Below are 18,137 nucleotides of genomic sequence, written 5' to 3' on the forward strand. Positions count from 1 at the left end.
CCGACGACTGAGAGGAAGGCAGTCCCGTGGACGTTCCCCGCTCCCTGACGGCTCAGCTCTACCTGCTGGCCTACGACCCCCGCAAGGAGCGGGTGGTGACGAACTACCGCTTCCCCTTCCTGCTGCGCGCGGCCGCCCTCACCGACCTGCTGCTCGCCGGCCGGATCGCCGACGACGGAGGCAAGGTGCGCGTGGTGTCGGAGGACCGGACCGCCGACCCGGTTCTCGACGGCCTGCTCCGCCAGATCGCCCAGTCGAGGCCCCGGTCCTGGCGGCACTGGATCGGCAAGGACGGCCGGGCGACGGCCCGTGCGGTCCGGGACGAACTGGAGGTGGGCCGCTGGGTCAGGGTGGAGCTGCGCCAGCCGTTCCTGATCTTCAACAGGAGCTACGTCCGCGTACGCGACACGCGTGTGGTGAAACGCCTCACGACGCAGGTCGCGGGCGCTCTCACCGGCCCGGTGTCCCGGGTCGGGGACCGCGAGGCGGCCCTCGTCGGCCTGGCCGCCGCGGGAGAGCTCGGGACGATCCTCCCGCGGGCGAAACGGCGGGCGCACAAGCAGCGCATCGCCCAGCTGACCGAACGCGGCGGCCCGGCGGCCCCGGCCCTCCGCAAGGTCATCCAGCAGATCGATGCCTCGAGCTCCGGCTGAGGCTCCCCGGCGGCCGCAGAGGCCCGGTCACCTGCCGCAGGTGCGGAGCATGTTGAGCAGGGCGACCTTCTCCGCACGGGTCACCAAGAGCCGGTAGTGGTGCTTCACGGTGATCCACGAGGTCGCGTAACGGCACCAGTACGCACGGCGCGGCGGACGCCAGCTCTGCGGCCCCTGGCCTCCCTTGGCCATGTTGGCGGAGTGGCTCACCACGACGAGCTCGGGACGGCTGAGGTCGTTGGCGAACGCCCGCCGCTTCGCCTGGCTCCATCTCTTGGCGCCGGAGCGCCAGGCGTACGCCAGGGGAACGACGTGGTCGACGTCGATCTGCTTCACACTCTTCAGCACCTTGCCGTCGTACGGGCTGTGCCAGACGCCCTTCACGGCCTGGCACGCCCCGTTCCTCCGTACGCCCCGGCCCTGGCGGGTGAGCACCACCTCCCGCGCGTCGCACTCCCCCTTGTGGTGCGCCCAGCGCGGCTGGAACCGCCGATGGCTGTAACCGCGAAGCGACAACGGCTTGGCGACCTTCAGCTGCGCCAGCATGCGGCGGGCCGGCGCCCCGGCATCGGCCGCGGCCTGCGGGGCGATCGCGACAGCGGTGATCGGGAGGACCGCGAGGGACAGTACGGCGATCTGGAAAGTGCGGCTTATGGAGATCATGATTCCAGCCATACCAGTCCATCCCCACTGCCCGTGACTATATGCGGGCGCAGGGCGATCCGCGGGCGGGAATGTCCGGCGATCTCGGGTGGTTGCAAGGCGCGGAAGTTGAAGATTCAATTAGGAGGGCGGCCATGCCCGCTGTCACCGCCGACACCCTGACGCTGCCACGAGTCGCCGCACCGGATCCGGCCGTCGCAACCCCACGCCCCGTTCGCTCGGTGACGACCGCGCCCAGCGGCTTCGAGGGTGAGGGCTTCCCCGTACGGCGCGCGTTCGCCGGAGTGCCACAGTCCGCGCTGGACCCGTTCATCCACATGGACCAGATGGGCGAGGTCGAGTACGCCCCCGGCGAGCCGAAGGGCACGCCATGGCATCCGCACCGCGGCTTCGAGACCGTCACCTACATCATCGACGGCGTCTTCGAGCACCAGGACTCCAACGGTGGCGGCGGCACCATCACCAACGGCGACACCCAGTGGATGACCGCCGGGTCCGGCCTGCTGCACATCGAGAAGCCGCCGGAGCACCTGGTGGTCTCGGGCGGGCTCTTCCACGGCATCCAGCTGTGGGTGAACCTTCCTCGCGCGCACAAGTTCCACCTGCCCCGCTACCAGGACATCCGGGGGCGGGAGGCGGCGCTGCTCGCCTCGGCCGACGGCGGCGCGCTGCTGCGGGTGATCGCCGGGGAGCTGGACGGGCACGCCGGGCCGGGCGTCACGTTCACCCCGATCACGATGGTGCACGCGACCGTCAGCCCCGGGGCCCGGCTCGACCTGCCGTGGAACCCGGAGTTCAACGCCCTCGCCTACGTCCTGGCCGGTCAGGGATCCGTGGGCGCCGAGCGGCGGCCGGTCCGCAAGGGGCAGCTCGCGGTCTTCGGGGCGGGCGGGTCGCTGACCCTCGCGGCCGACACCGCCCAGCCCCAGGCCGAGCCCAACCTGGAGGTGCTGCTGCTCGGCGGGCAGCCGATCCGCGAGCCGGTCGTGCACTACGGGCCGTTCGTGATGAACACCCGCGCCGAGATCATCCAGGCGATGGAGGACTACCAGGCGGGCCGCCTGGGCGTCATCCCCGCCGAGCGGGTTCCGCACGCCGACGGACCCCTGACCGCGACGGACTGACACGCCCGCCGAAGGCCGGCCGAGGAGCGCACCCATCCGCCGCCCGGCCGGCCTCACGCGGCTGGGCCACGATTTCCGCCGGTCACTCCGTCGCGAGCCCCGCGCTGACCGTACGCAGCGCATCGAGGAGATCGCGGGCCGACGGAGCCCGCTCCGGATCGACGAGCCACTGGGCCGCCATCCCGCCGAGCAGTGCCTGGTAGAACGCGCCGACAGCCATCGCCCTGTGTTCGTCCGCGGCCGGATCCAGGTGTTCGAAGATCGCCGCCAGGCCCAGCCTCGCCTGCCGGTTGGCGGTCGCGAACGCCTCGCGCAGCTCCGGGAGCCGGTCCATCTGGGCGATGAGCTCGAACTGGATGGCCCACAACGGTCTCATCCTGGCGAAGGACTCGATGATGCGCGTCCAGGTCGCCTCGAATCGCTGCGCGGGTGCGCCGTCGAGCGACGCGTCGGCGGCGAGAGTCTGCTCGATCTCCTTTCCCCATTCCTCCATCGCCTCGATGAGGGCCGCGTCGAGCAGGGCCTTCGTCGATCTGAAGTGATAGCCGATGGCGGCGAGGCTCGTGCCGGCGGCCGCCGCGATGTCACGCGCGGTGGTGCCGGAGTATCCCTTCTCCATCAGGCACCGCTTGGCGCCCGCGAGCAGATCTTCCCGGTTTCCCATGCTCAGAGCCTAGCCCATGCAAGCACAAATGTCTTGGACAATCGTGCTAGACAGGTGATTGAGACGCTTGTACAGTTCCCGGCATGGCGAACATCTTGGTCTCCGGCGGAAGCGTCGCCGGGCTGACGCTGGCTTTCTGGCTCCGCGAGCACGGCTTCGCGGTGACCGTCGTGGAACGCGCGCCCTCGCTGCGGGACGGCGGCTACAAGATCGACATTCGGGGGGCGGCACTCGACGTCGTCGCCCGCATGGGCCTGCTGGACGAGGTGCGGCGGCACAGCACCGACATGCAGGTCGCACGCTTCGTCGACGCACGCGGCAGGCAGATCGGCACGATGAGCGCGCAGCTGTTCGGCGGCCGAGAGGGCGACGACGTCGAGATCATGCGTGGCGACCTCACCCGGCTCCTGCACGCGGCGACCGGAGACGGCGTCGAGTACGTCTTCGACGACTCCGTCACCGCCCTGCGGGAGACCCCCGACGGCGTGCACGTCACCTTCGTGAACGGCTCCCCGCGCACGTTCGACCTGGTGGTGGGCGCCGACGGCCTGCACTCCACCGTACGCGGGCTGGCCTTCGGCGAGGAGTCGCGGTTCGTCCACGACCTCGGGCACTACATCTCGATCTTCACGGTGCCGAACCATCTCCACCTGGACCGTACGGAGATGATGCATCCGGCCCCGGGCAGGAGCGCCGGGATGTACAGCACCGGGCGCGGCGACGACGCCAAGGCGATGTTCCTGTTCTCCTCGCCGCCGCTGGAGTACGACCGGCGGGACCCCGCGCAGCAGAAGAAGCTCCTCGCCGACGTCTTCTCCGGCCAGGGCTGGGAGGTCCCGCGCCTCCTCGACGCCATGGGGGACGCGCCGGACTTCTACCTGGACTCGATCAGCCAGGTGCGCATGGACCGCTGGTCGTCGGGCCGGGTGGCGCTCGTGGGCGACGCCGCCTACGCGGCCTCACCCGCGTCCGGTCAGGGCACCAGCCTGGCCCTGGTCGGCGCCTACGTTCTCGCGGGCTGCCTCGCCGAGGCGGCGGGCGACCACGCCGCGGGGTTCGCCGCCTACGAGCGCGAGATGCGGCACTTCGTGGAGGAGAACCAGAAGCTCGCCGCGGGCAACCTCAAGGGCATGGTGCTGAAGTCCGCGGCACAGATCCGGTTCCAGATGCTGATGTTGCGGCTGATGCCGCATCTGCCGGGGAAGAACCGCATGATCGAGCGGGTCACCGAGCCCATCCGCAGGGCCGCGACCGCGATCACGATCAGGGATTACCGCACGCCGGCCTCGTAGCCGCGCACCGTGGGCCGCGGTGGAGTTCGGGAACCGGCAACATTTCGGGGTTATCCGGCATCTCACCCCGTATGAGATTGCGTACGGTTCTCGCGACAGTTCTCCTGACCGCCGTTCCGCTGAGCGGACACCCCGCGGCGGCCGCCACGCCGGTCACGATCGCGTACGCACAGCGAACGCAGACCTGGGAACTGGTGCTCACCAACGGAGACGTGGTGAAGGTGCCCGAAGCGCTCGCCGTCGCGCCCAGCGACGCGGTCAACGCCGGGGCCCGGACGGCGTTCCTGGTCAGCGGAGACGGCCGGCACTTCTTCTATTTCCGCAAGTCGGACGGGCGGTTCGCCGAGCGGACTCTGCACGGCAAGGAAAGAGTGATCCGGAGCATCGAGGCGTACACGACCGGCGAGGAGTGGCCGTCGGTGTCGGACGACGGCAGTTTCGTGGTCACCGGGACCTCGGCGCCGGGGCTGGGGGTCCTGGTGGACGTGCGGAAAGGCAAGACGTTGCCGCAGCCCGGAGGGACGGACGAGTGGAGCTTCTCGGGCTTCAGCCCGGACAGCAAGCGGCTGCTGATGCAAGGGGTGCTGGGGGGCCGGGTGACGGTGTTCGACCGAGGGCTGCGCACCCGGCTGCGGTCGAAGACGCGGCTGTCGCCGGTGGCCCTGGCGAACGACTACGTGACGGCGGCGGCGCCTGTCGGCTCGTGGCCCAAGTCTCGCAAGCTGCGCCTGGTCGACCTGCGTACCGGCAAGGCGAGCGGCACCATCACCGTGCGGCTGCCCCGGGGACAGTACGTCGACGACCTCGACTTCGACAAGGCGGGACGCCTGATCGTCCGGTCGAAGACCAGGACGGGCGTGGCGATCTACCGGGTCTCGAAGACGACCGGCAAGGCGACGCCGCTCCGGACGATCACCAGGCCCGACGTGAAGGTCTGGGTGCTCCCCGGGGACGACGAATACGAGCCGTGGACGGAGAAGCAGTGAGTCCGGCCTCTGCCGTCGGCGACGTGTGAACGGCTCCCCTCCATCAGACGTCGTACTGGTGAGCGGAAGGGGAAGCATCGTGCGTACCGTATTCGTCTCGGCCATGACGGCGCTCGGGCTGGCGTGCCTGCCGGCCGTGGCGGCCCACGGCGTGACCCGGCAGGGCGGCCAGGCCGGGGAGAGCGCGCCGGAGTGGCGGCTGACCAGGGTGAACACGCTGCCCGGGGACGACGTACTCAACGACGTGACGGCCCTGGGCAACGGGTCGGTGTGGGCGGCCGGACACCGGGTCGTGAACGGCAGGCAGCGCGGCCTGGTCGAGTGGTTCGACGGCGGATCGTGGCAGGTGATCCCCGGCAGCCCGCCGTACGAACTGACGGCCGTGACGGCCGGCTCGAACAGGGACGTGTGGGTCTTCGGTCCGGGGAAGGCCGCTCGGTGGAACGGCCGCGGGTGGACCACCGCCTCGCTCGGCAGCGGCTTCTCCGCGACGGACGCCGACGGAACGGGCGCGAAGGACGTCTGGGCGGTCGCCGAGTCCTCGGCCTCGGCCCGGCACTGGACCGGGTCCTCGTGGAAGAGCGTGCGGCTGCCGGCCCGCGCCGCCGCCGTCGACGCGTACAAGGCCGGTGACGTCTGGGCGGCGGGGACCAAGGGCGATCGTCCCGCGATCATGCGGTGGAACGGAAGGTCCTGGGCGCTGATGCCCACACCCGCGATCAAGCTTCCCGCGCCCGACGCCGCCGCGGTCCTCAACGACATCGCCGTCGTGAGCCCCGGCAACGTGTGGGCCGTCGGCGGCGTCACCTGGGAGGGCGCCGACGACGAGGGTGACGACGTGACCTACAGCCGGACCCTGGTCATGCGCTGGAACGGCCGTTCGTGGCTCGCCTCGGTCGGTACGGCCAACGCCCAGCCGTACACGGAGGTGGAGCCCGACGGCAAGGGCGGTATGTGGGTCGTGCAGGGCAACTGGAACTCCACCTTGTGGCACGTCACGGGTTCGGCCTGGCGGAGCACCCCGCTCCCTCGCAAGGCCGGCACCGACGCCGCGCTGTTCTCGATCGCGCGCAGGCCCGGGACGGCGACGCTGTGGGGGGCGGGATTCACCGTGCCGCAGGGCGACCCCGACGATCCCTCGGCCAACGGCACTTTCTGGCGTACGCGCTGACCGGCTGGAATCGCCACATCGTGCACCGGTAGGAGTGGCCGAAGGCGGAGAGGGTGAGCATGCGGCGGAGCGAGTCCCCCATCGCGCGGGGCGTCCTGACGCTGACTCTCGCGGCCGCCGCCTTCGGCTCGGCGTGCTCGGCCGGGTCCCGGACCACACCACCGCAGACGCGGACAGGTCTTCCCACCCCGTCGGCCGCCCTCCGTCCCGCCACGACCGCCTATCCGGGAGCGGAATGGCGTCGCATCAGCCCGGATGACGCCGGTTTCGACCGCGCCGGGTTGGAGAAGATCGCTCTCGATGCCGGGAGGAGAGGCGCGAACTGCCTGGTCGTGATCCGGCACGGGCGACTCGTGGCCGACTGGTACTGGAACGACGCCGACACGACCACCAGCCAGGAGGTTTTCTCCGCGACCAAGTCCTACGCCGGCACCCTGGTCGGCATCGCCGAAGCGGAGGGCAGGCTTTCCATCGATGACAAGGTGTCTGAGTACGTCCCCGAGTGGGCCGGCACCCCCTCGGCAGACGTCACGATCAAGGACATCCTGAGCAACGTCTCCGGCCGGCACTGGGATTTCGACACCGACTACCGCCGCCTCGTCCGGGCCGCCGATCGCACGGGCTTCGCCGTCGGTCTCGCCCAGGACGCGGCCCCCGGGGACGTCTGGGCATACAACAACTCCGCCATCCAGACGCTCGATGCCGTGCTCACGAAGGCGACCGGGCAGAGTCCTGCGGCGTACGCGCAGGAGAGGCTTTTCGGCCCCCTCGGCATGAGCCGCTCGAGGATGACCCTTGATGGAGCCGGCAACACCAACATGTTCTCCGGCCTGAACTCCACCTGCGAGGACATGGCCCGCTTCGGCTATCTCTTCCTACGGGAAGGAAACTGGCAGGGGAAGCAGATCGTCCCCCGGCGGTGGGTCGAGGCGGCGACCGGCCGGCCGTCGCAGAAGTTGAACGCCGCGTACGGCTACCTGTGGTGGGTGAACGCCCGCGGTCCCGTCGTCGACCCGCTGAAGCCCAGCACGAGAGAGCGGAGTTCCGCCGCGCCACGCCGGCGCCTGGTCGAGGGCGCACCTCACGACATGTACTGGGCACTGGGTTTCGGTGGTCAGGTCATCCAGGTCGATCCCGGCTCGGACACGGTCGTCGTACGGCTCGGACGGAATGTCCCGAGAGACCGATACGGGCCTGCCGAAGCCGCCGAAGTGGTGACCACGGCCCTCGTGAAGCCGTAGAGGGACCACCGCCACGGGAGCCGGGGCGCTCGACGGCCGGGATCGGGGAGTAATACCAACTGGTGCAGAGCGGCGATGACCTCACCGCGCACGACTCAGTCCCCGCGAGCCGTTCGCGGGCTGTATGTGCGTGCGTTGACGGCCCGGAAGACGCGTAACGCATGTGACGAGCGTCACATACATCAGCCTATGGACATCCCGTGACCTGCGGTTATGCGCTTTTGATCCTTTTTACGTGATCCTTACCTTTTTGGGGCCTTTGCGACTACATGGGGCAAGTTGGTAGTTTCCTTGCCCTACGACGGGGTCCACGTGACGCCGCCGTTACGAACCCGGCCGGCCCGTGTTCGAAAACGACCATCCACTGTCACCGTCGCCACGTCCTCTCCGCCCCCCTGGGCGGCGGTGATGCCGAATCCGTGCAGCAAGGAGGCCCGGAGCCGGGGAACCAATCGACCTTCGACGAAGGTCTGGGGTGAATCGGCGCGTCAGCGCCGTAGGGCGACTTCCCCGCCCGAATCCGTCAGCTAACCCGGTAGGCACAAGCGGAAGACCCTAGGGAGAGATCCCCTGTCTACCAACTCCACCACTCTGCTCCGCATTGCCTGCGTCACGATCAGTAGCGCGGCACTCACCGCCTCCGCAGGAGCCTTGAGCGCGCTCCCCGCGGCCGCCGCGTCGGGGGCGGTGGCAGCCCCACCGGCGGCCTCGACGGTCATCCCACCCGAGCCCCCCGCTACGGTGACCACCCCGGACAACGGCGAGGTCCCCGCGGCGTCCACGGCGGACGACTCCGCGAACACGAAGGTCACCAAGTCGGCCCTCCAGCAGGAGAAGGCCGAGCACGCCATCAAGGTGGCGAAGAAGCACCTCGGCGATCCGTACGTATGGGGCGCGACGGGCCCACGGGCGTTCGACTGCTCCGGGCTCGTCCAGTTCGCCTGGCGCAAGGCCGGCGTCAAGCTCCCGCGCACGACATGGTCGATGCTCGATGCCGTCAAGAAGAGGGTCTCCCTGGCGCACCTCAAGCCCGGCGACCTCATCTTCACCAGCGGCGGCGGCCACGTGGGCATGTACATCGGGCACAAGAAGGTGATCAGCGCCCCGCACAGCGGCGCGGTGGTCAGCGTCGACAAGCTCAACGGTTACTGGAGGAGCAGCTTCCTCACCGCCGTACGCCCCGGGGTCTGACAGCGGGGCCACGGAGAAATCCTCGGCGGAGATGTCCCCGGCGCACGCCGCCGCCCGGGGCATCTCGCCGATCGAACTACGCGCCGTCCGCGATGAGGCGTCGGAGCAGGACCAGCAGGGTCCCGCGGTCCGTGTCCGACAAGGCGGTGTAGCACCTGGCGAGCACCTCGTCGGCGACCTTGTGCCCGGTTTGCAGGACCTGCTCGCCGGAAGGGGTGAGATGGTGCTCGATGCGCCGGCCGCGCCCGGGCCGGCGCTCGATCCATCCCTGGGCGACCAGCCGACCGGCGAGGGTCCCGAAGGCCTGCTCGGTCTGGAAGGTGGCCGCGGCCAGTTCCCGGGCCGACGCCCCGGGAGAGCGGCTGATCGCCCGGAGGGCGTCCCACTGGGCCAGCGTCGCGCCGATCGCCGACAGCCCGCTCTCCAGGGCCCGGTGCTGCCGATACTGAGCCTGTTTGACGGCTCGTCCGAGTTCTTGCAGATCGCCGTGCACGGTACAAGCTTAGTACGATACTAAGCTAGTTTAAATAAACATGTTTAGTTATGCTGTGCCCATGACCACGATCTCGCTCTACGACGACCTGTCCCTCACCGTGTCGGAGGCCGGAACCGGCCGACCGGCCCTGATCCTGCACGGCGGCGGCGGCCCCGCCACGGTCGCCGGCTCGCCCGGCACCTTCATCGGACGACACACGCCATCACGCCTGTGCACCCCGGCTGGGACGGCACGCCCCGCCCTCCATGGCTCACCGGCATAGACGACCTCGCCCTGGCCTACCTGCACTGCCTGCATCGGCTCGGACTGCGCGACGTCCTCGTCGTCGGCTCCTCCCTCGGCGGCTGGATCGCCGCCGAGATGGCCGTACGCGACACCGCGGGGATCATCACCGGCCTGGTGCTGATCGACGCCGTCGGCGTGCACGTCCCCGGCGAGCCGATCCGCGACTTCTTCTCCCTCGACGCCCGCGGCGTCGCCGAGTACGCCTGGCACGACTCGCAGCGGTTCTACGTCGATCCGGCCGATGTCCCCGCCGACCAACTCGCACGCCGGGCGGCCGACATGGCCACCATGCGCACGCTGGCGGGCGACCCCTACATGCACGACCCCAAACTGCTCCGCCGGTTGAGGCACGTCGACGTCCCCGCTCTCCTGCTGTGGGGAGAGAGCGACCGGATCGTCACGCCCGCCTACGGCGCCGCCTACGCCGACGCCTTCGGGAGCGGCCGGCTGGAGGTGATCCCGGAGGCCGGACACCTGCCGCACATCGAACAGCCGGCAGCCACCTTCACCGCGATCGACCACTATCTGCACGCAGCCGTGCCCGGTTCCCCGGCGATCGCGGCGGGCACCGGCGAGTAGTGGCGATCGCGCCTTGAAGGGCACTGCCGACAGGGAGCGCTGCGCCTCAGACCGTGCCCGGCGCGGGCGGAACCCTGCGGGCGGAGGCCGCGAGCCGGTCCGCGAGCGCGACGACGAGGCCGCGGAGCTCGTCCGGACGCTCGATGACGAACGGCCGGTCGAGCGACGCGAGCACCGGGGGCAACCAGTCGAGCCGCTCCGCCCGCACCTCGACCCGGAGCCAGCCCTCGGTCTCGGGATCCGCGCCTTCCGCGGACGGGGACTCCTCCACGGTCGCGACGCCGGCGGGAAGGCGGGCGCGGATCTGCTCGGCCGTTCCCTGGATCCGCAGGACCACTTCATGCCGATACCGAGCCTTGGCGAACCCCGACAGGACGTGCTGCGCCGGATCGAGCCCGGCGGGCGGCTCGAACGAACCGGGCAGGGTCCTCGCATCCGCGATGCGATCCAGCCGGAAGGTGCGATCCTCGCCGATCTCGGGATCCGCACCCGTGACGTACCACCGGCCCGAATGGGCGACGAGCCCGTACGGATGCAGCGTGCGTTCGCTGCGCCGGCCGTCGGCGGCGGTGTACCTGATCGAGATCGGCCGGTGATGGCGCACCGCATCGGCGACGGAGAGCAGGACCGCGGTCTCCGGGGCGGCGAACTCGCCGGGCGGAGCCGTGAAAGCGAGGGATTCGAGCACGGTGTCGAGCCTGCGGGCGAGCCGCTCGGGCAGGACCCGCCGGATCTTGGCCGCCGCCGTCTCACTCGCCGTACCCGTCGTCGTCGTCAACCCTGACCGGCGACCGGCGACCAGGCCGAGCAGCACGGCGAGCGCTTCGTCGTCACTCAGCATGAGCGGAGGCATGCGGTATCCGGGGGCGAGCCGGTATCCGCCGTAGCGGCCGCGCACGGACTCGACGGGCACGTCGAGGTCGATCAGATGATCCACGTACCGCCGCACGGTGCGTTCGTCGACGCCGAGCCGGTCGGCGAGCTCGGCCATGGTCCGAATGCCGCCCGACTGCAGGAGCTCCAGCAGCGTGAGCACGCGATGAGTAGGTCGAGCCACGTCACACAATCTAGTGAAGATACTGGGCGGTTTCTGTCCGGTATTCGCCCTAGTGTGCCCCGGGAGGACAACCCCACGCACCAGGGAGATCACCATGGACTTCGTATCGATCCGCATCATCACGGCCGATGTCGCACGCCTCGTCGGCTTCTACGAGCGAGCCACGGGAGCGCGGGCCAGTTGGTCCAGTGAGGACTTCGCCGAGCTCAGGACCGCCTCCGCCACCCTCGCGATCGGCAGCACCCGCACCGTCCCGCTCTTCGCCCCCGGCGCCGCCCAGCCGGCCGACAACCGCAGCGTGATCATCGAGTTCCTCGTCGACGACGTGGACGGCGTGCATCAGAACCTGGTCGGCTTCGTCGAGGAGTTCGTCCAAGAGCCCACCACGATGCCGTGGGGCAACCGGTCGCTCCTGTTCCGCGACCCCGACGGGAACCTCGTCAACTTCTTCACCCCTGTCAGCCCGGCCGCCATCGAGAAGTTCGCCCGCTGACGGCGCGACAGAGCTCCGGAACCCCGGCGTCGGCGCCCGGGAAGCGTCAGGACGTGCCACGGCGTAGTTCGAGAGCGAGCGAGCGCAGCCACGGTTGGGCGAACGAGGGCTCCTCGGCCATGTGGCGGGCGATCCTGGTCCGCACGGTGGACGTACGGCCCCGCTCGACGAGGGCGACGGCCTCCGCGAGCGCGTCAAGGGTCTTCTCGTCGTGCCGGGGCACGGTGACCGCCTCGTCCGCCCAGCGGGTGCGCCGGAACGACTGCGTGAGCTTGTGCTGGTAATCGGCCAGGAAGCTCCAGGCGTACGGGTGGATCGACACGTTCGTGACGCTCCTGCGGGGCACGTCGGCCGTCCACTCCGCGTCCTGCCACCAGCGCCAGGTGTTCGGGCTGGTCTTCCGGCGTGCGGTGATGCCCAGGAAACGCAGCTTGAGCCGGATGACATCCCAGGACTCGCGCTCTTCGTCGATCCACTCGCGGAGGAATCCGTACAGGTGCGTGAAGGTGTAACCGGCGTAGACGAGGTCGGCCAGCACGAGCGGCCTTCTGCGGCGGGCCAGCTGTCGGGGGCTCAGGCCCGTGGCCCCCAGGTTGGCCCGCATCTGACCGACCTCATGGGCGAGCAACGGCTGTTCGAGCCGGTAGGAGAACGGCAGCAGGCGCACGCGGTCGGATCGGGAGGTGGCCGACAACGCGCCCGACAACAGATCGAAGATGCTGTCGGCCGAGCGCCCGACGAAGTAGACGTCGCCGTTGCCACTGCGGGCCAGAACCTTCGCGCCACATTCGATCAACGTGTCCAGATACGGCAGCGGCGGCTCGGGGCGGCCCTCCAGCAGGGTGCCGAGTCGGTCGCGGCGGACCAGATCCCATCGGAACGGCAGGTTCGGTGTCGCCATACCCGTCATGGTGGCCGTTCGCGAACTGCTGACGCCTCTCCTTTTCCGCCCTTACGCACGGCTGGAGACGCCCCTCGTTCCTTCTCCGCGCAAAGCCGTCGACGATGAAAATTACATCCCGGCGTCAACGGCAGCCGTGGCTTCTTTCCTGGTCAGAACTGAAGGAATGGACGGTTACCGGCGAAGGACGTCCGAGGGCAAGGCGAAATCCTTGACAGATCTCATGACTTCATATTTGCTCCGCTTCGCCACCACCTCCAGTCGCCCGGCAGAAAGGAGCACTTGGCCGCCCCCGTCACTGTTAGCGCTAACATGGCCGCATCACCAGAAGCGCCATGCCGACGCTGACGGGCATCTGAACTCGCCATGCTCTTCTGCAGCAGGGAAGAGGCGAGCATGCGCGCGCGCCGATGATGCGGGTCGACTGACGGTGGGCTCACTTAGCGTTCGAATCCGTCCGGGGAGGCCGCTCGGCCGGCATGCATATGCCGACTGCGCACGCTCCACCGGATGAAGGAAAAACACCTGGCTTCCCTATCGACGCATGTCGATTTTCGAACGGCAAAGGGAGTTACGTGAAGTTGCGACAGAGATCCATCTACACCGCCATCGCGGCCGCCGCGCTTCTCGTCCTGACCACGGGACGTATGGCACTGAGCGACAGCCTCGGCGCGACCACGCCGTCCTCGGCCGGCGCCGTCGCAGCGGCAACCGCCGGATGCGGCAAGGCCCCGACGCTGAGAAGCGGTTCACAGACCATCACGACCAGCGGCAAGAATCGCACCTGGATCCTGCGGATTCCCGACAACTACGACAATAACCACCCCTACCGGTTGATCTTCGCGTACCACTGGTTGAACGGCACCGCCCAGATCGTCGACACGGGCGGATCGGACGGAGCCGTCTGGTCCTACTACGGGCTCAAGCAACTTTCCAACAACAGCACGATCTTCATCGCACCCCAGGGCATCAACAACGGCTGGGGCAACACCAACGGTGAAGACCTGACCTTCACCGACGACGTGCTGAAGCGGGTCGAGGGCGATCTCTGTGTCGACACGACGCAGCGTTTCGCGATGGGGTGGAGCTACGGCGGCTCGATGAGCTTCGCGGTCGCGTGTGCCCGGCCGACGGTCTTCCGTGCGGTCGCGGTCTACTCCGGCGCGCAGCTCAGCGGGTGCAGCGGCGGCACCCAGCCCGTCGCGTACATGGGAATCCACGGCACTCACGACTCGGTGCTCAACATCTCCAACGGACGGTCGCTGCGTGACAGGTTCGTCACGAACAACGGCTGCACCCCCATGAGCCCGCGGGAGCCCGCGCAGGGCAGCCTGACGCACATCATCACCGCCTACTCGGGGTGCCGGGCCGGGTACCCGGTCGTGTGGGCGGCGTTCGACGGGGACCACACCCCCTCTCCGAACGACGGGTCCACCTCGACCAGCGGCGCCAGGACCTGGACCTCGGGAGAGGTGTGGAAGTTCTTCACCCAGTTCCAGTCCGGTCCGTCGACGTCTCCTTCTCCCTCACCTTCGCCTTCCGCTTCCCCGTCCCCGTCCGCGTCACTGTCCCCGTCGTCGTCGCCTTCTCCGTCACCGTCGCCCAGCGGCGGATCGGGCGCCTGCCGCATCAGCGCCACCGTGAACGCCTGGAACAACGGGCTGACGGAGAACCTCACGATCACGAACACCGGCTCTTCCACCATCAACGGCTGGTCGCTGGCCTTCACGCTCCCCGGCGGCCAGACCATCACCAACGGATGGAACGCCACCTACTCCCCCACCAGCGGACAGGTCACGGCGACGAACGTGAGCTACAACGGCACGCTGGCGCCCGGAGCCTCCACTGAGATCGGCTTCCAGGCGACCCACACCGGCAACGCCGCCAAGCCCACCGCGTTCACCCTCAACGGGAGCCCCTGCGTCATCGCCTGATCGACAATGATCACCCGGGGGTGGCGCCCGACCGGACTCCACCCCGGCCCTCCCGGCGTGGGCGTCACGTCGCAGAAGGTTTGCGATCAGGTCACTGAGGCAACCGAACGGCCTCACGCTGACTAGCCTCACCGGCATGCCCCTTGCCTCGATTCCCAGCCCTTCCCAAGGGGTCTGGTATCTCGGGTTCATCCCGATCCGGGCCTACGCATTGTGCTTCATCCTCGCGATCGTCTTCGGCACCTGGCTCAGCGAGCGCCGCTGGCGCGCCCGCGGCGGCGAGAAGGGCGCGATCAGCGACATCGCGGTCCCCGCGGTGATCTTCGGCCTGATCGGCGCACGCCTCTACCACGTCATCACCGACTGGCAGACCTACTTCGGCCCGCGCGCGATCAAGGAGCCCTACCGGGCGTTGTTCATCTGGGAAGGCGGGCTCAGCATCTGGGGCGCGGTCGCCCTGGGAGGCGTGGGCGTGTGGCTGGCCTGCCGCCGCCGGGGGCTGTCTCTGCGCGCCGTGGCCGACACGGTCGCGCCCGGCATCGCGTTCGGGCAGGCCATCGCCCGCTGGGGCAACTGGTTCAACCAGGAGCTGTACGGCGGTCCGACCACCTTGCCGTGGGGCCTGGAGATCGACCAGGCGCACGGCGGCGAGCCAGGCGTGCTCTACCACCCGACGTACCTGTACGAGTCGCTGTGGGACGCGGCACTCGGTTTCGGGCTGATCCTGGCCGGCAGGCGGTTCACGCTGCGCCACGGCCGCCTGTTCGCCCTCTACGTCGCCGGCTACACGTTCGGGCGGTTCTGGATCGAGGGGCTGCGGATCGACCCCGTGGGCGGAGTGGACCACGCGGTGACGCTCCTGGGGCTGCGGATCAACCAGTGGACCTCGATCGTGCTGTTCGCCGGCGCGCTGGTCTATCTGTGGGTGACTCGTGACAAGGGCGACGAACAGCTCGCGGTGCCGGCCTCTACGCACAAGGCCTCGTACGAGGAGAACGGCGGACAATCCTCCGATCCGATCGAGCGCACCTGACGAACGCACTGGTGCCGTCGCTCCCTCATGACCGCCCGGTCGCGGGGCCGAGCGCGAGCCCGGCGGCCAGAGCGTCGAGCATGCCCTGGCGGAACGCGCGCATGGACGGCAAGGCACTGTCGCGTGGTGGTCGACGCGCACCGTACGTGCTCAACGCCCTGCCTCCGTGGACGCGGGAACGACCACAGAGGTGGCGGCCTCCCGCAGGGTGAGTTCGAGAACCGGCGCTATCGTCCCGCCGAAGGCGGCCCTCGCCTCGGCGGGCCCGGCCTGCCACGGATCCGGCCCTCCGATGGAACGGTAGTTCAGGAAGCTCACGACCTTCAGGTCGGGCAGGACCAGCCAGGCGTACGCCTGGTCGGGCTCTTCCGCGGGGTTGCGCAGCACGAGCCCCGAGCCGTTGAGCGGCCTGTAGGGCCCGGTGAGGCTGGGGGCGACGAAGCCGTAGAGCCCCGTGGGCGCGCTCCCCGGCGGGTGGAACGAGTGCCGGTGTGTGGAGAAGAAGAGGTAGTACGACGACCGGTGCACCACGACGTGCGGCCGCTCGATCTCGTGGTTGACTCCGTCGGCCACGAGGAGGGGCGGCCGCAGCGACCAGCCGTCCGGCGTCGCGGCCGCGAGGGCCACCGCACCCATGAAGGCGTGGTCCGCGTCGCCGGACGGGGCGACGGACGCCGCGACCAGCAGATACTCGCGCCCGTCAGCGGGGTCGCGGAACCAGCCGGGATCGCGGAACGCCTTGATCCGCCCGGGTCCTCCCTCGATGTCGTCGGCCGGCAGATACGTCACGCCGTCCGAGCGGAGGACCTCCCGGTGCTCGGCGGCCTGATCCAGCAGGACCCGGCCTCCCTCGGTCAGCAGCCGGGCGCGGGCCTCGACGACGGTCTGGGCGAACGTCGGGCGGGCCTCCCCTCGCCGGCCCGCGGCCGTGTAGAACACCGACACCGTGCCGTCCGGTCTGCGGACCGCCGACCCCGACCATTCCCGGCTGCCCGGCGAGGCTCCGTCGCGAAGGCGTGACCGAGGTCGGTCCAGCCGTCGCCGGCCCTGGCGAGCAGCCGGAGGCGGGCGCGGTCGTGACGCCTCCGTCGGGGTGGCCCAGGGCGGCGCGGAAAGCGCCATCCACAACTCGCGGCCCCGCACCACGGACGTCGAGCCGTCCTCCTCCTGAATCGGCCACAGATCCCAGACGTCGTGGTGAGGCAGCACGCGCGGCGGCGCCGGAAGGCCGATGACCGGTGCCGCCGTCGCCGCACCGCCGGCCGGCGCGGCGAGGTGCCGCCGCGTCCAGCGCGCGGGCTCGCCGTTCACGCGGTCCCCCCGTCACGTCGCCGTCCGCCGGCGAGCCCCTCGTACGCGCCGGACCGGGTCTCCGGTCCGGGCATGCCCTCCTCGCCGCCCCCAAGGAGCCATTCGAAGAACCTCCAACTCAATCGCGCGGGGCGTTTCCCGGCGCATCACAGAAAGCGGGTCGATTCGGCGCTCGCCGCGCGTCCCAGTTCCACGGCTCCGACCACTCCCGAGTGGTCGCCGAGGGAGGGGCCGGTGACGTACTCCTCCATGGCCGCGGGGCCGGTGGGCAGCGGCGCCCCCGGGTAGCCGGCGGCGAGGGTGAGCAGCCGCGCCCGCACCGCCGGAAGCAGCGCGGGGTGCTTGGCGACGCCCCCGCCCACGACGATCCGCTCGGGCGACAGCGCGTAGGTCAGGTTCATGACGGCGAGGGCGACGTACTCGGCCTCGAGTTCCCAGGCCGACGGGTCGTCCAGGCGCTCGGCGGGACGTCCCCATCGCCGACGCATCGCCTCACCCGACGCGAGCCCCTCCAGGCAGTCGCCGTGGAAGGGACAGCTCCCCGCGAACGGGTCCCTGACCGGGTCGTGGGGGATGCGGATGTGGCCGAACTCAGGATGCAGAAGTCCGTGCACGAGTCCGTCGTTCACCACCGCTCCCACTCCGACGCCGGTCCCCACGGTCATGTACGCGAACGTGCCGAGCCCGGCGCCCGCCCCCCGCCGCCATTCGCCCAGCGCCGCGGCGTTGACGTCCGTGTCCAGGCGGACGGGTACGCCCAGCGCGGCGCGCAGCGGGGAGACGACGTCGACGTTCGCCCAGCCCGGCTTGGGCGTGGCCAGGATGTGGCCGTACGTCGGCGAGCCGGGTCGCACGTCCACCGGGCCGAAGGTGCCGACGCCGAGGGCGGCGAGCGGCCGGTGGTCCCCGAAGAACCGCACCGCGGCGCGGATGGTCGTCTCCGGCGTGCTCGTGGGGATCACTTCGGTCGAGAGAAGGCCTCCCCCGGCGTCGGCGACCGCGCACACCCACTTCGTCCCGCCCGCTTCGATCCCCCCGTAGAACGGGGCGGCTCCGTCCATGC

The 18,137-nt window shown here is 69.9% G+C and carries 20 protein-coding genes, 1 pseudogene and 1 riboswitch; of the genes and pseudogenes, 13 read left to right on the forward strand and 8 right to left on the reverse strand.

Annotated features, from left to right (window positions below; genetic code table 11):
* Window positions 1–26 precede the first annotated feature (26 nt).
* Complete coding sequence (locus B1L11_RS35235) at window positions 27–653, forward strand: GPP34 family phosphoprotein (RefSeq protein ID WP_079319643.1); 627 nt, start codon at window positions 27–29, stop codon at window positions 651–653.
* Between the two features lie 27 nt (window positions 654–680).
* On the opposite strand, the gene B1L11_RS35240 is transcribed toward B1L11_RS35235, so the two are convergent.
* Window positions 681–1,316 carry an HNH endonuclease family protein gene (locus B1L11_RS35240; protein WP_079319644.1) on the reverse strand — a complete coding sequence of 212 codons (636 nt, stop codon included), beginning with the start codon at window positions 1,314–1,316 and terminating at the stop codon, window positions 681–683.
* A 134-nt stretch (window positions 1,317–1,450) separates the two neighbouring features.
* On the opposite strand from B1L11_RS35240, the gene B1L11_RS35245 reads away from it, so the two are divergent.
* Entirely contained in the window at window positions 1,451–2,440 is a 990-nt protein-coding gene (locus B1L11_RS35245) for a pirin family protein (protein ID WP_079319645.1), read from the forward strand.
* Between the two features lie 82 nt (window positions 2,441–2,522).
* Here the strand turns inward: B1L11_RS35245 and B1L11_RS35250 are convergent, their stop codons facing one another.
* Window positions 2,523–3,104: a TetR/AcrR family transcriptional regulator gene (locus B1L11_RS35250; protein WP_079319646.1), complete on the reverse strand. Its 582-nt coding sequence runs from the start codon at window positions 3,102–3,104 to the stop codon at window positions 2,523–2,525.
* A gap of 83 nt (window positions 3,105–3,187) precedes the next feature.
* On the opposite strand from B1L11_RS35250, the gene B1L11_RS35255 reads away from it, so the two are divergent.
* The 5 genes from B1L11_RS35255 to B1L11_RS35275 all read left to right on the forward strand — a co-directional run bounded on the left by B1L11_RS35255 (window position 3,188) and on the right by B1L11_RS35275 (window position 8,985).
* Complete coding sequence (locus tag B1L11_RS35255) at window positions 3,188–4,396, forward strand: FAD-dependent monooxygenase (RefSeq protein WP_079319647.1); 1,209 nt, start codon at window positions 3,188–3,190, stop codon at window positions 4,394–4,396.
* A gap of 71 nt (window positions 4,397–4,467) precedes the next feature.
* Window positions 4,468–5,382, forward strand: a complete 915-nt coding sequence (locus B1L11_RS35260; protein ID WP_143737767.1) for a WD40 repeat domain-containing protein — start codon at window positions 4,468–4,470, stop codon at window positions 5,380–5,382.
* A 79-nt stretch (window positions 5,383–5,461) separates the two neighbouring features.
* The gene (locus B1L11_RS35265; protein ID WP_143737768.1) at window positions 5,462–6,553 is read left to right on the forward strand and encodes a hypothetical protein; all 1,092 of its coding nucleotides are present in this window, start codon (window positions 5,462–5,464) and stop codon (window positions 6,551–6,553) included.
* Window positions 6,554–6,612: 59 nt separating this feature from the next.
* A complete protein-coding gene (locus B1L11_RS35270; RefSeq protein ID WP_079319650.1) occupies window positions 6,613–7,794 on the forward strand; it encodes a serine hydrolase in 1,182 nt (393 codons plus the stop codon).
* 399 nt (window positions 7,795–8,193) lie between these two features.
* Window positions 8,194–8,351: riboswitch (cyclic di-AMP (ydaO/yuaA leader) on the forward strand.
* A 184-nt stretch (window positions 8,352–8,535) separates the two neighbouring features.
* Entirely contained in the window at window positions 8,536–8,985 is a 450-nt protein-coding gene (locus B1L11_RS35275) for a C40 family peptidase (protein ID WP_256863164.1), read from the forward strand.
* Window positions 8,986–9,061: 76 nt separating this feature from the next.
* Here the strand turns inward: B1L11_RS35275 and B1L11_RS35280 are convergent, their stop codons facing one another.
* The gene (locus tag B1L11_RS35280) at window positions 9,062–9,478 is read right to left on the reverse strand and encodes a MarR family winged helix-turn-helix transcriptional regulator (protein ID WP_079319652.1); all 417 of its coding nucleotides are present in this window, start codon (window positions 9,476–9,478) and stop codon (window positions 9,062–9,064) included.
* A gap of 61 nt (window positions 9,479–9,539) precedes the next feature.
* Between B1L11_RS35280 and B1L11_RS48945 the strand changes: the two genes are divergently transcribed.
* Window positions 9,540–9,743 (forward strand): hypothetical protein, encoded by a 204-nt coding sequence (locus B1L11_RS48945; protein ID WP_218671510.1) that lies wholly within the window; start codon window positions 9,540–9,542, stop codon window positions 9,741–9,743.
* On the forward strand, window positions 9,692–10,345 hold the full coding sequence (locus B1L11_RS35285) for an alpha/beta fold hydrolase (protein ID WP_256863165.1): 654 nt from the start codon (window positions 9,692–9,694) through the stop codon (window positions 10,343–10,345). The genes B1L11_RS48945 and B1L11_RS35285 overlap by 52 nt, the downstream gene beginning before the upstream one ends.
* Before the next feature lie 46 nt (window positions 10,346–10,391).
* On the opposite strand, the gene B1L11_RS35290 is transcribed toward B1L11_RS35285, so the two are convergent.
* Entirely contained in the window at window positions 10,392–11,402 is a 1,011-nt protein-coding gene (locus B1L11_RS35290) for a YafY family protein (protein ID WP_079319653.1), read from the reverse strand.
* Between the two features lie 94 nt (window positions 11,403–11,496).
* On the opposite strand from B1L11_RS35290, the gene B1L11_RS35295 reads away from it, so the two are divergent.
* Window positions 11,497–11,895 carry a VOC family protein gene (locus B1L11_RS35295; protein WP_079319654.1) on the forward strand — a complete coding sequence of 133 codons (399 nt, stop codon included), beginning with the start codon at window positions 11,497–11,499 and terminating at the stop codon, window positions 11,893–11,895.
* A 46-nt stretch (window positions 11,896–11,941) separates the two neighbouring features.
* Here the strand turns inward: B1L11_RS35295 and B1L11_RS35300 are convergent, their stop codons facing one another.
* Window positions 11,942–12,796 (reverse strand): hypothetical protein, encoded by an 855-nt coding sequence (locus B1L11_RS35300; RefSeq protein WP_079319655.1) that lies wholly within the window; start codon window positions 12,794–12,796, stop codon window positions 11,942–11,944.
* Between the two features lie 647 nt (window positions 12,797–13,443).
* On the opposite strand from B1L11_RS35300, the pseudogene B1L11_RS55455 reads away from it, so the two are divergent.
* A pseudogene (locus tag B1L11_RS55455) lies at window positions 13,444–13,953 on the forward strand (PHB depolymerase family esterase); the annotation flags it as partial.
* A gap of 194 nt (window positions 13,954–14,147) precedes the next feature.
* Here B1L11_RS55455 and B1L11_RS55460 read toward each other — a convergent pair.
* Window positions 14,148–14,546, reverse strand: coding sequence for a hypothetical protein (locus B1L11_RS55460; RefSeq protein WP_372974758.1), 399 nt, complete (start codon window positions 14,544–14,546; stop codon window positions 14,148–14,150).
* Between B1L11_RS55460 and B1L11_RS55465 the strand changes: the two genes are divergently transcribed.
* Together B1L11_RS55465 and lgt are read left to right on the forward strand one after the other, a co-directional pair.
* Window positions 14,437–14,730, forward strand: coding sequence for a cellulose binding domain-containing protein (locus B1L11_RS55465; protein ID WP_204049279.1), 294 nt, complete (start codon window positions 14,437–14,439; stop codon window positions 14,728–14,730). The two genes, B1L11_RS55460 and B1L11_RS55465, sit on opposite strands and share 110 nt — an antisense overlap.
* A gap of 136 nt (window positions 14,731–14,866) precedes the next feature.
* On the forward strand, window positions 14,867–15,763 hold the full coding sequence (gene lgt / locus B1L11_RS35310) for a prolipoprotein diacylglyceryl transferase (RefSeq protein ID WP_079319656.1): 897 nt from the start codon (window positions 14,867–14,869) through the stop codon (window positions 15,761–15,763).
* A gap of 150 nt (window positions 15,764–15,913) precedes the next feature.
* Here lgt and B1L11_RS35315 read toward each other — a convergent pair whose 3' ends face one another.
* Together B1L11_RS35315 and B1L11_RS35320 are read right to left on the reverse strand one after the other, a co-directional pair.
* Window positions 15,914–17,074, reverse strand: a complete 1,161-nt coding sequence (locus B1L11_RS35315) for a glycoside hydrolase family 68 protein (protein ID WP_143737769.1) — start codon at window positions 17,072–17,074, stop codon at window positions 15,914–15,916.
* A gap of 146 nt (window positions 17,075–17,220) precedes the next feature.
* Entirely contained in the window at window positions 17,221–18,135 is a 915-nt protein-coding gene (locus B1L11_RS35320; protein ID WP_079319657.1) for an ROK family protein, read from the reverse strand.
* Between the last annotated feature and the right edge of the window lie 2 nt (window positions 18,136–18,137).

The organism is Microbispora sp. GKU 823 (assembly GCF_002027145.1).
Classification (GTDB): Bacteria; Actinomycetota; Actinomycetes; order Streptosporangiales; family Streptosporangiaceae; genus Microbispora; species Microbispora siamensis.

What these genes read in the sequence shown, in the direction of transcription:
- B1L11_RS35250 (WP_079319646.1), bottom strand. Translation starts at nt 3,104, where the DNA reads ATGGGAAACCGGGAAGATCTGCTCGCGGGCGCCAAGCGGTGCCTGATG.
- B1L11_RS35255 (WP_079319647.1), top strand. Translation starts at nt 3,188, where the DNA reads ATGGCGAACATCTTGGTCTCCGGCGGAAGCGTCGCCGGGCTGACGCTG.
- B1L11_RS55460 (WP_372974758.1), bottom strand. Translation starts at nt 14,546, where the DNA reads ATGGTCTGGCCGCCGGGGAGCGTGAAGGCCAGCGACCAGCCGTTGATG.
- B1L11_RS35295 (WP_079319654.1), top strand. Translation starts at nt 11,497, where the DNA reads ATGGACTTCGTATCGATCCGCATCATCACGGCCGATGTCGCACGCCTC.
- B1L11_RS35320 (WP_079319657.1), bottom strand. Translation starts at nt 18,135, where the DNA reads ATGGACGGAGCCGCCCCGTTCTACGGGGGGATCGAAGCGGGCGGGACG.
- B1L11_RS35270 (WP_079319650.1), top strand. Translation starts at nt 6,613, where the DNA reads ATGCGGCGGAGCGAGTCCCCCATCGCGCGGGGCGTCCTGACGCTGACT.
- lgt (WP_079319656.1), top strand. Translation starts at nt 14,867, where the DNA reads ATGCCCCTTGCCTCGATTCCCAGCCCTTCCCAAGGGGTCTGGTATCTC.
- B1L11_RS35260 (WP_143737767.1), top strand. Translation starts at nt 4,468, where the DNA reads ATGAGATTGCGTACGGTTCTCGCGACAGTTCTCCTGACCGCCGTTCCG.
- B1L11_RS35245 (WP_079319645.1), top strand. Translation starts at nt 1,451, where the DNA reads ATGCCCGCTGTCACCGCCGACACCCTGACGCTGCCACGAGTCGCCGCA.
- B1L11_RS35240 (WP_079319644.1), bottom strand. Translation starts at nt 1,316, where the DNA reads ATGATCTCCATAAGCCGCACTTTCCAGATCGCCGTACTGTCCCTCGCG.
- B1L11_RS35300 (WP_079319655.1), bottom strand. Translation starts at nt 12,796, where the DNA reads ATGGCGACACCGAACCTGCCGTTCCGATGGGATCTGGTCCGCCGCGAC.
- B1L11_RS48945 (WP_218671510.1), top strand. Translation starts at nt 9,540, where the DNA reads ATGACCACGATCTCGCTCTACGACGACCTGTCCCTCACCGTGTCGGAG.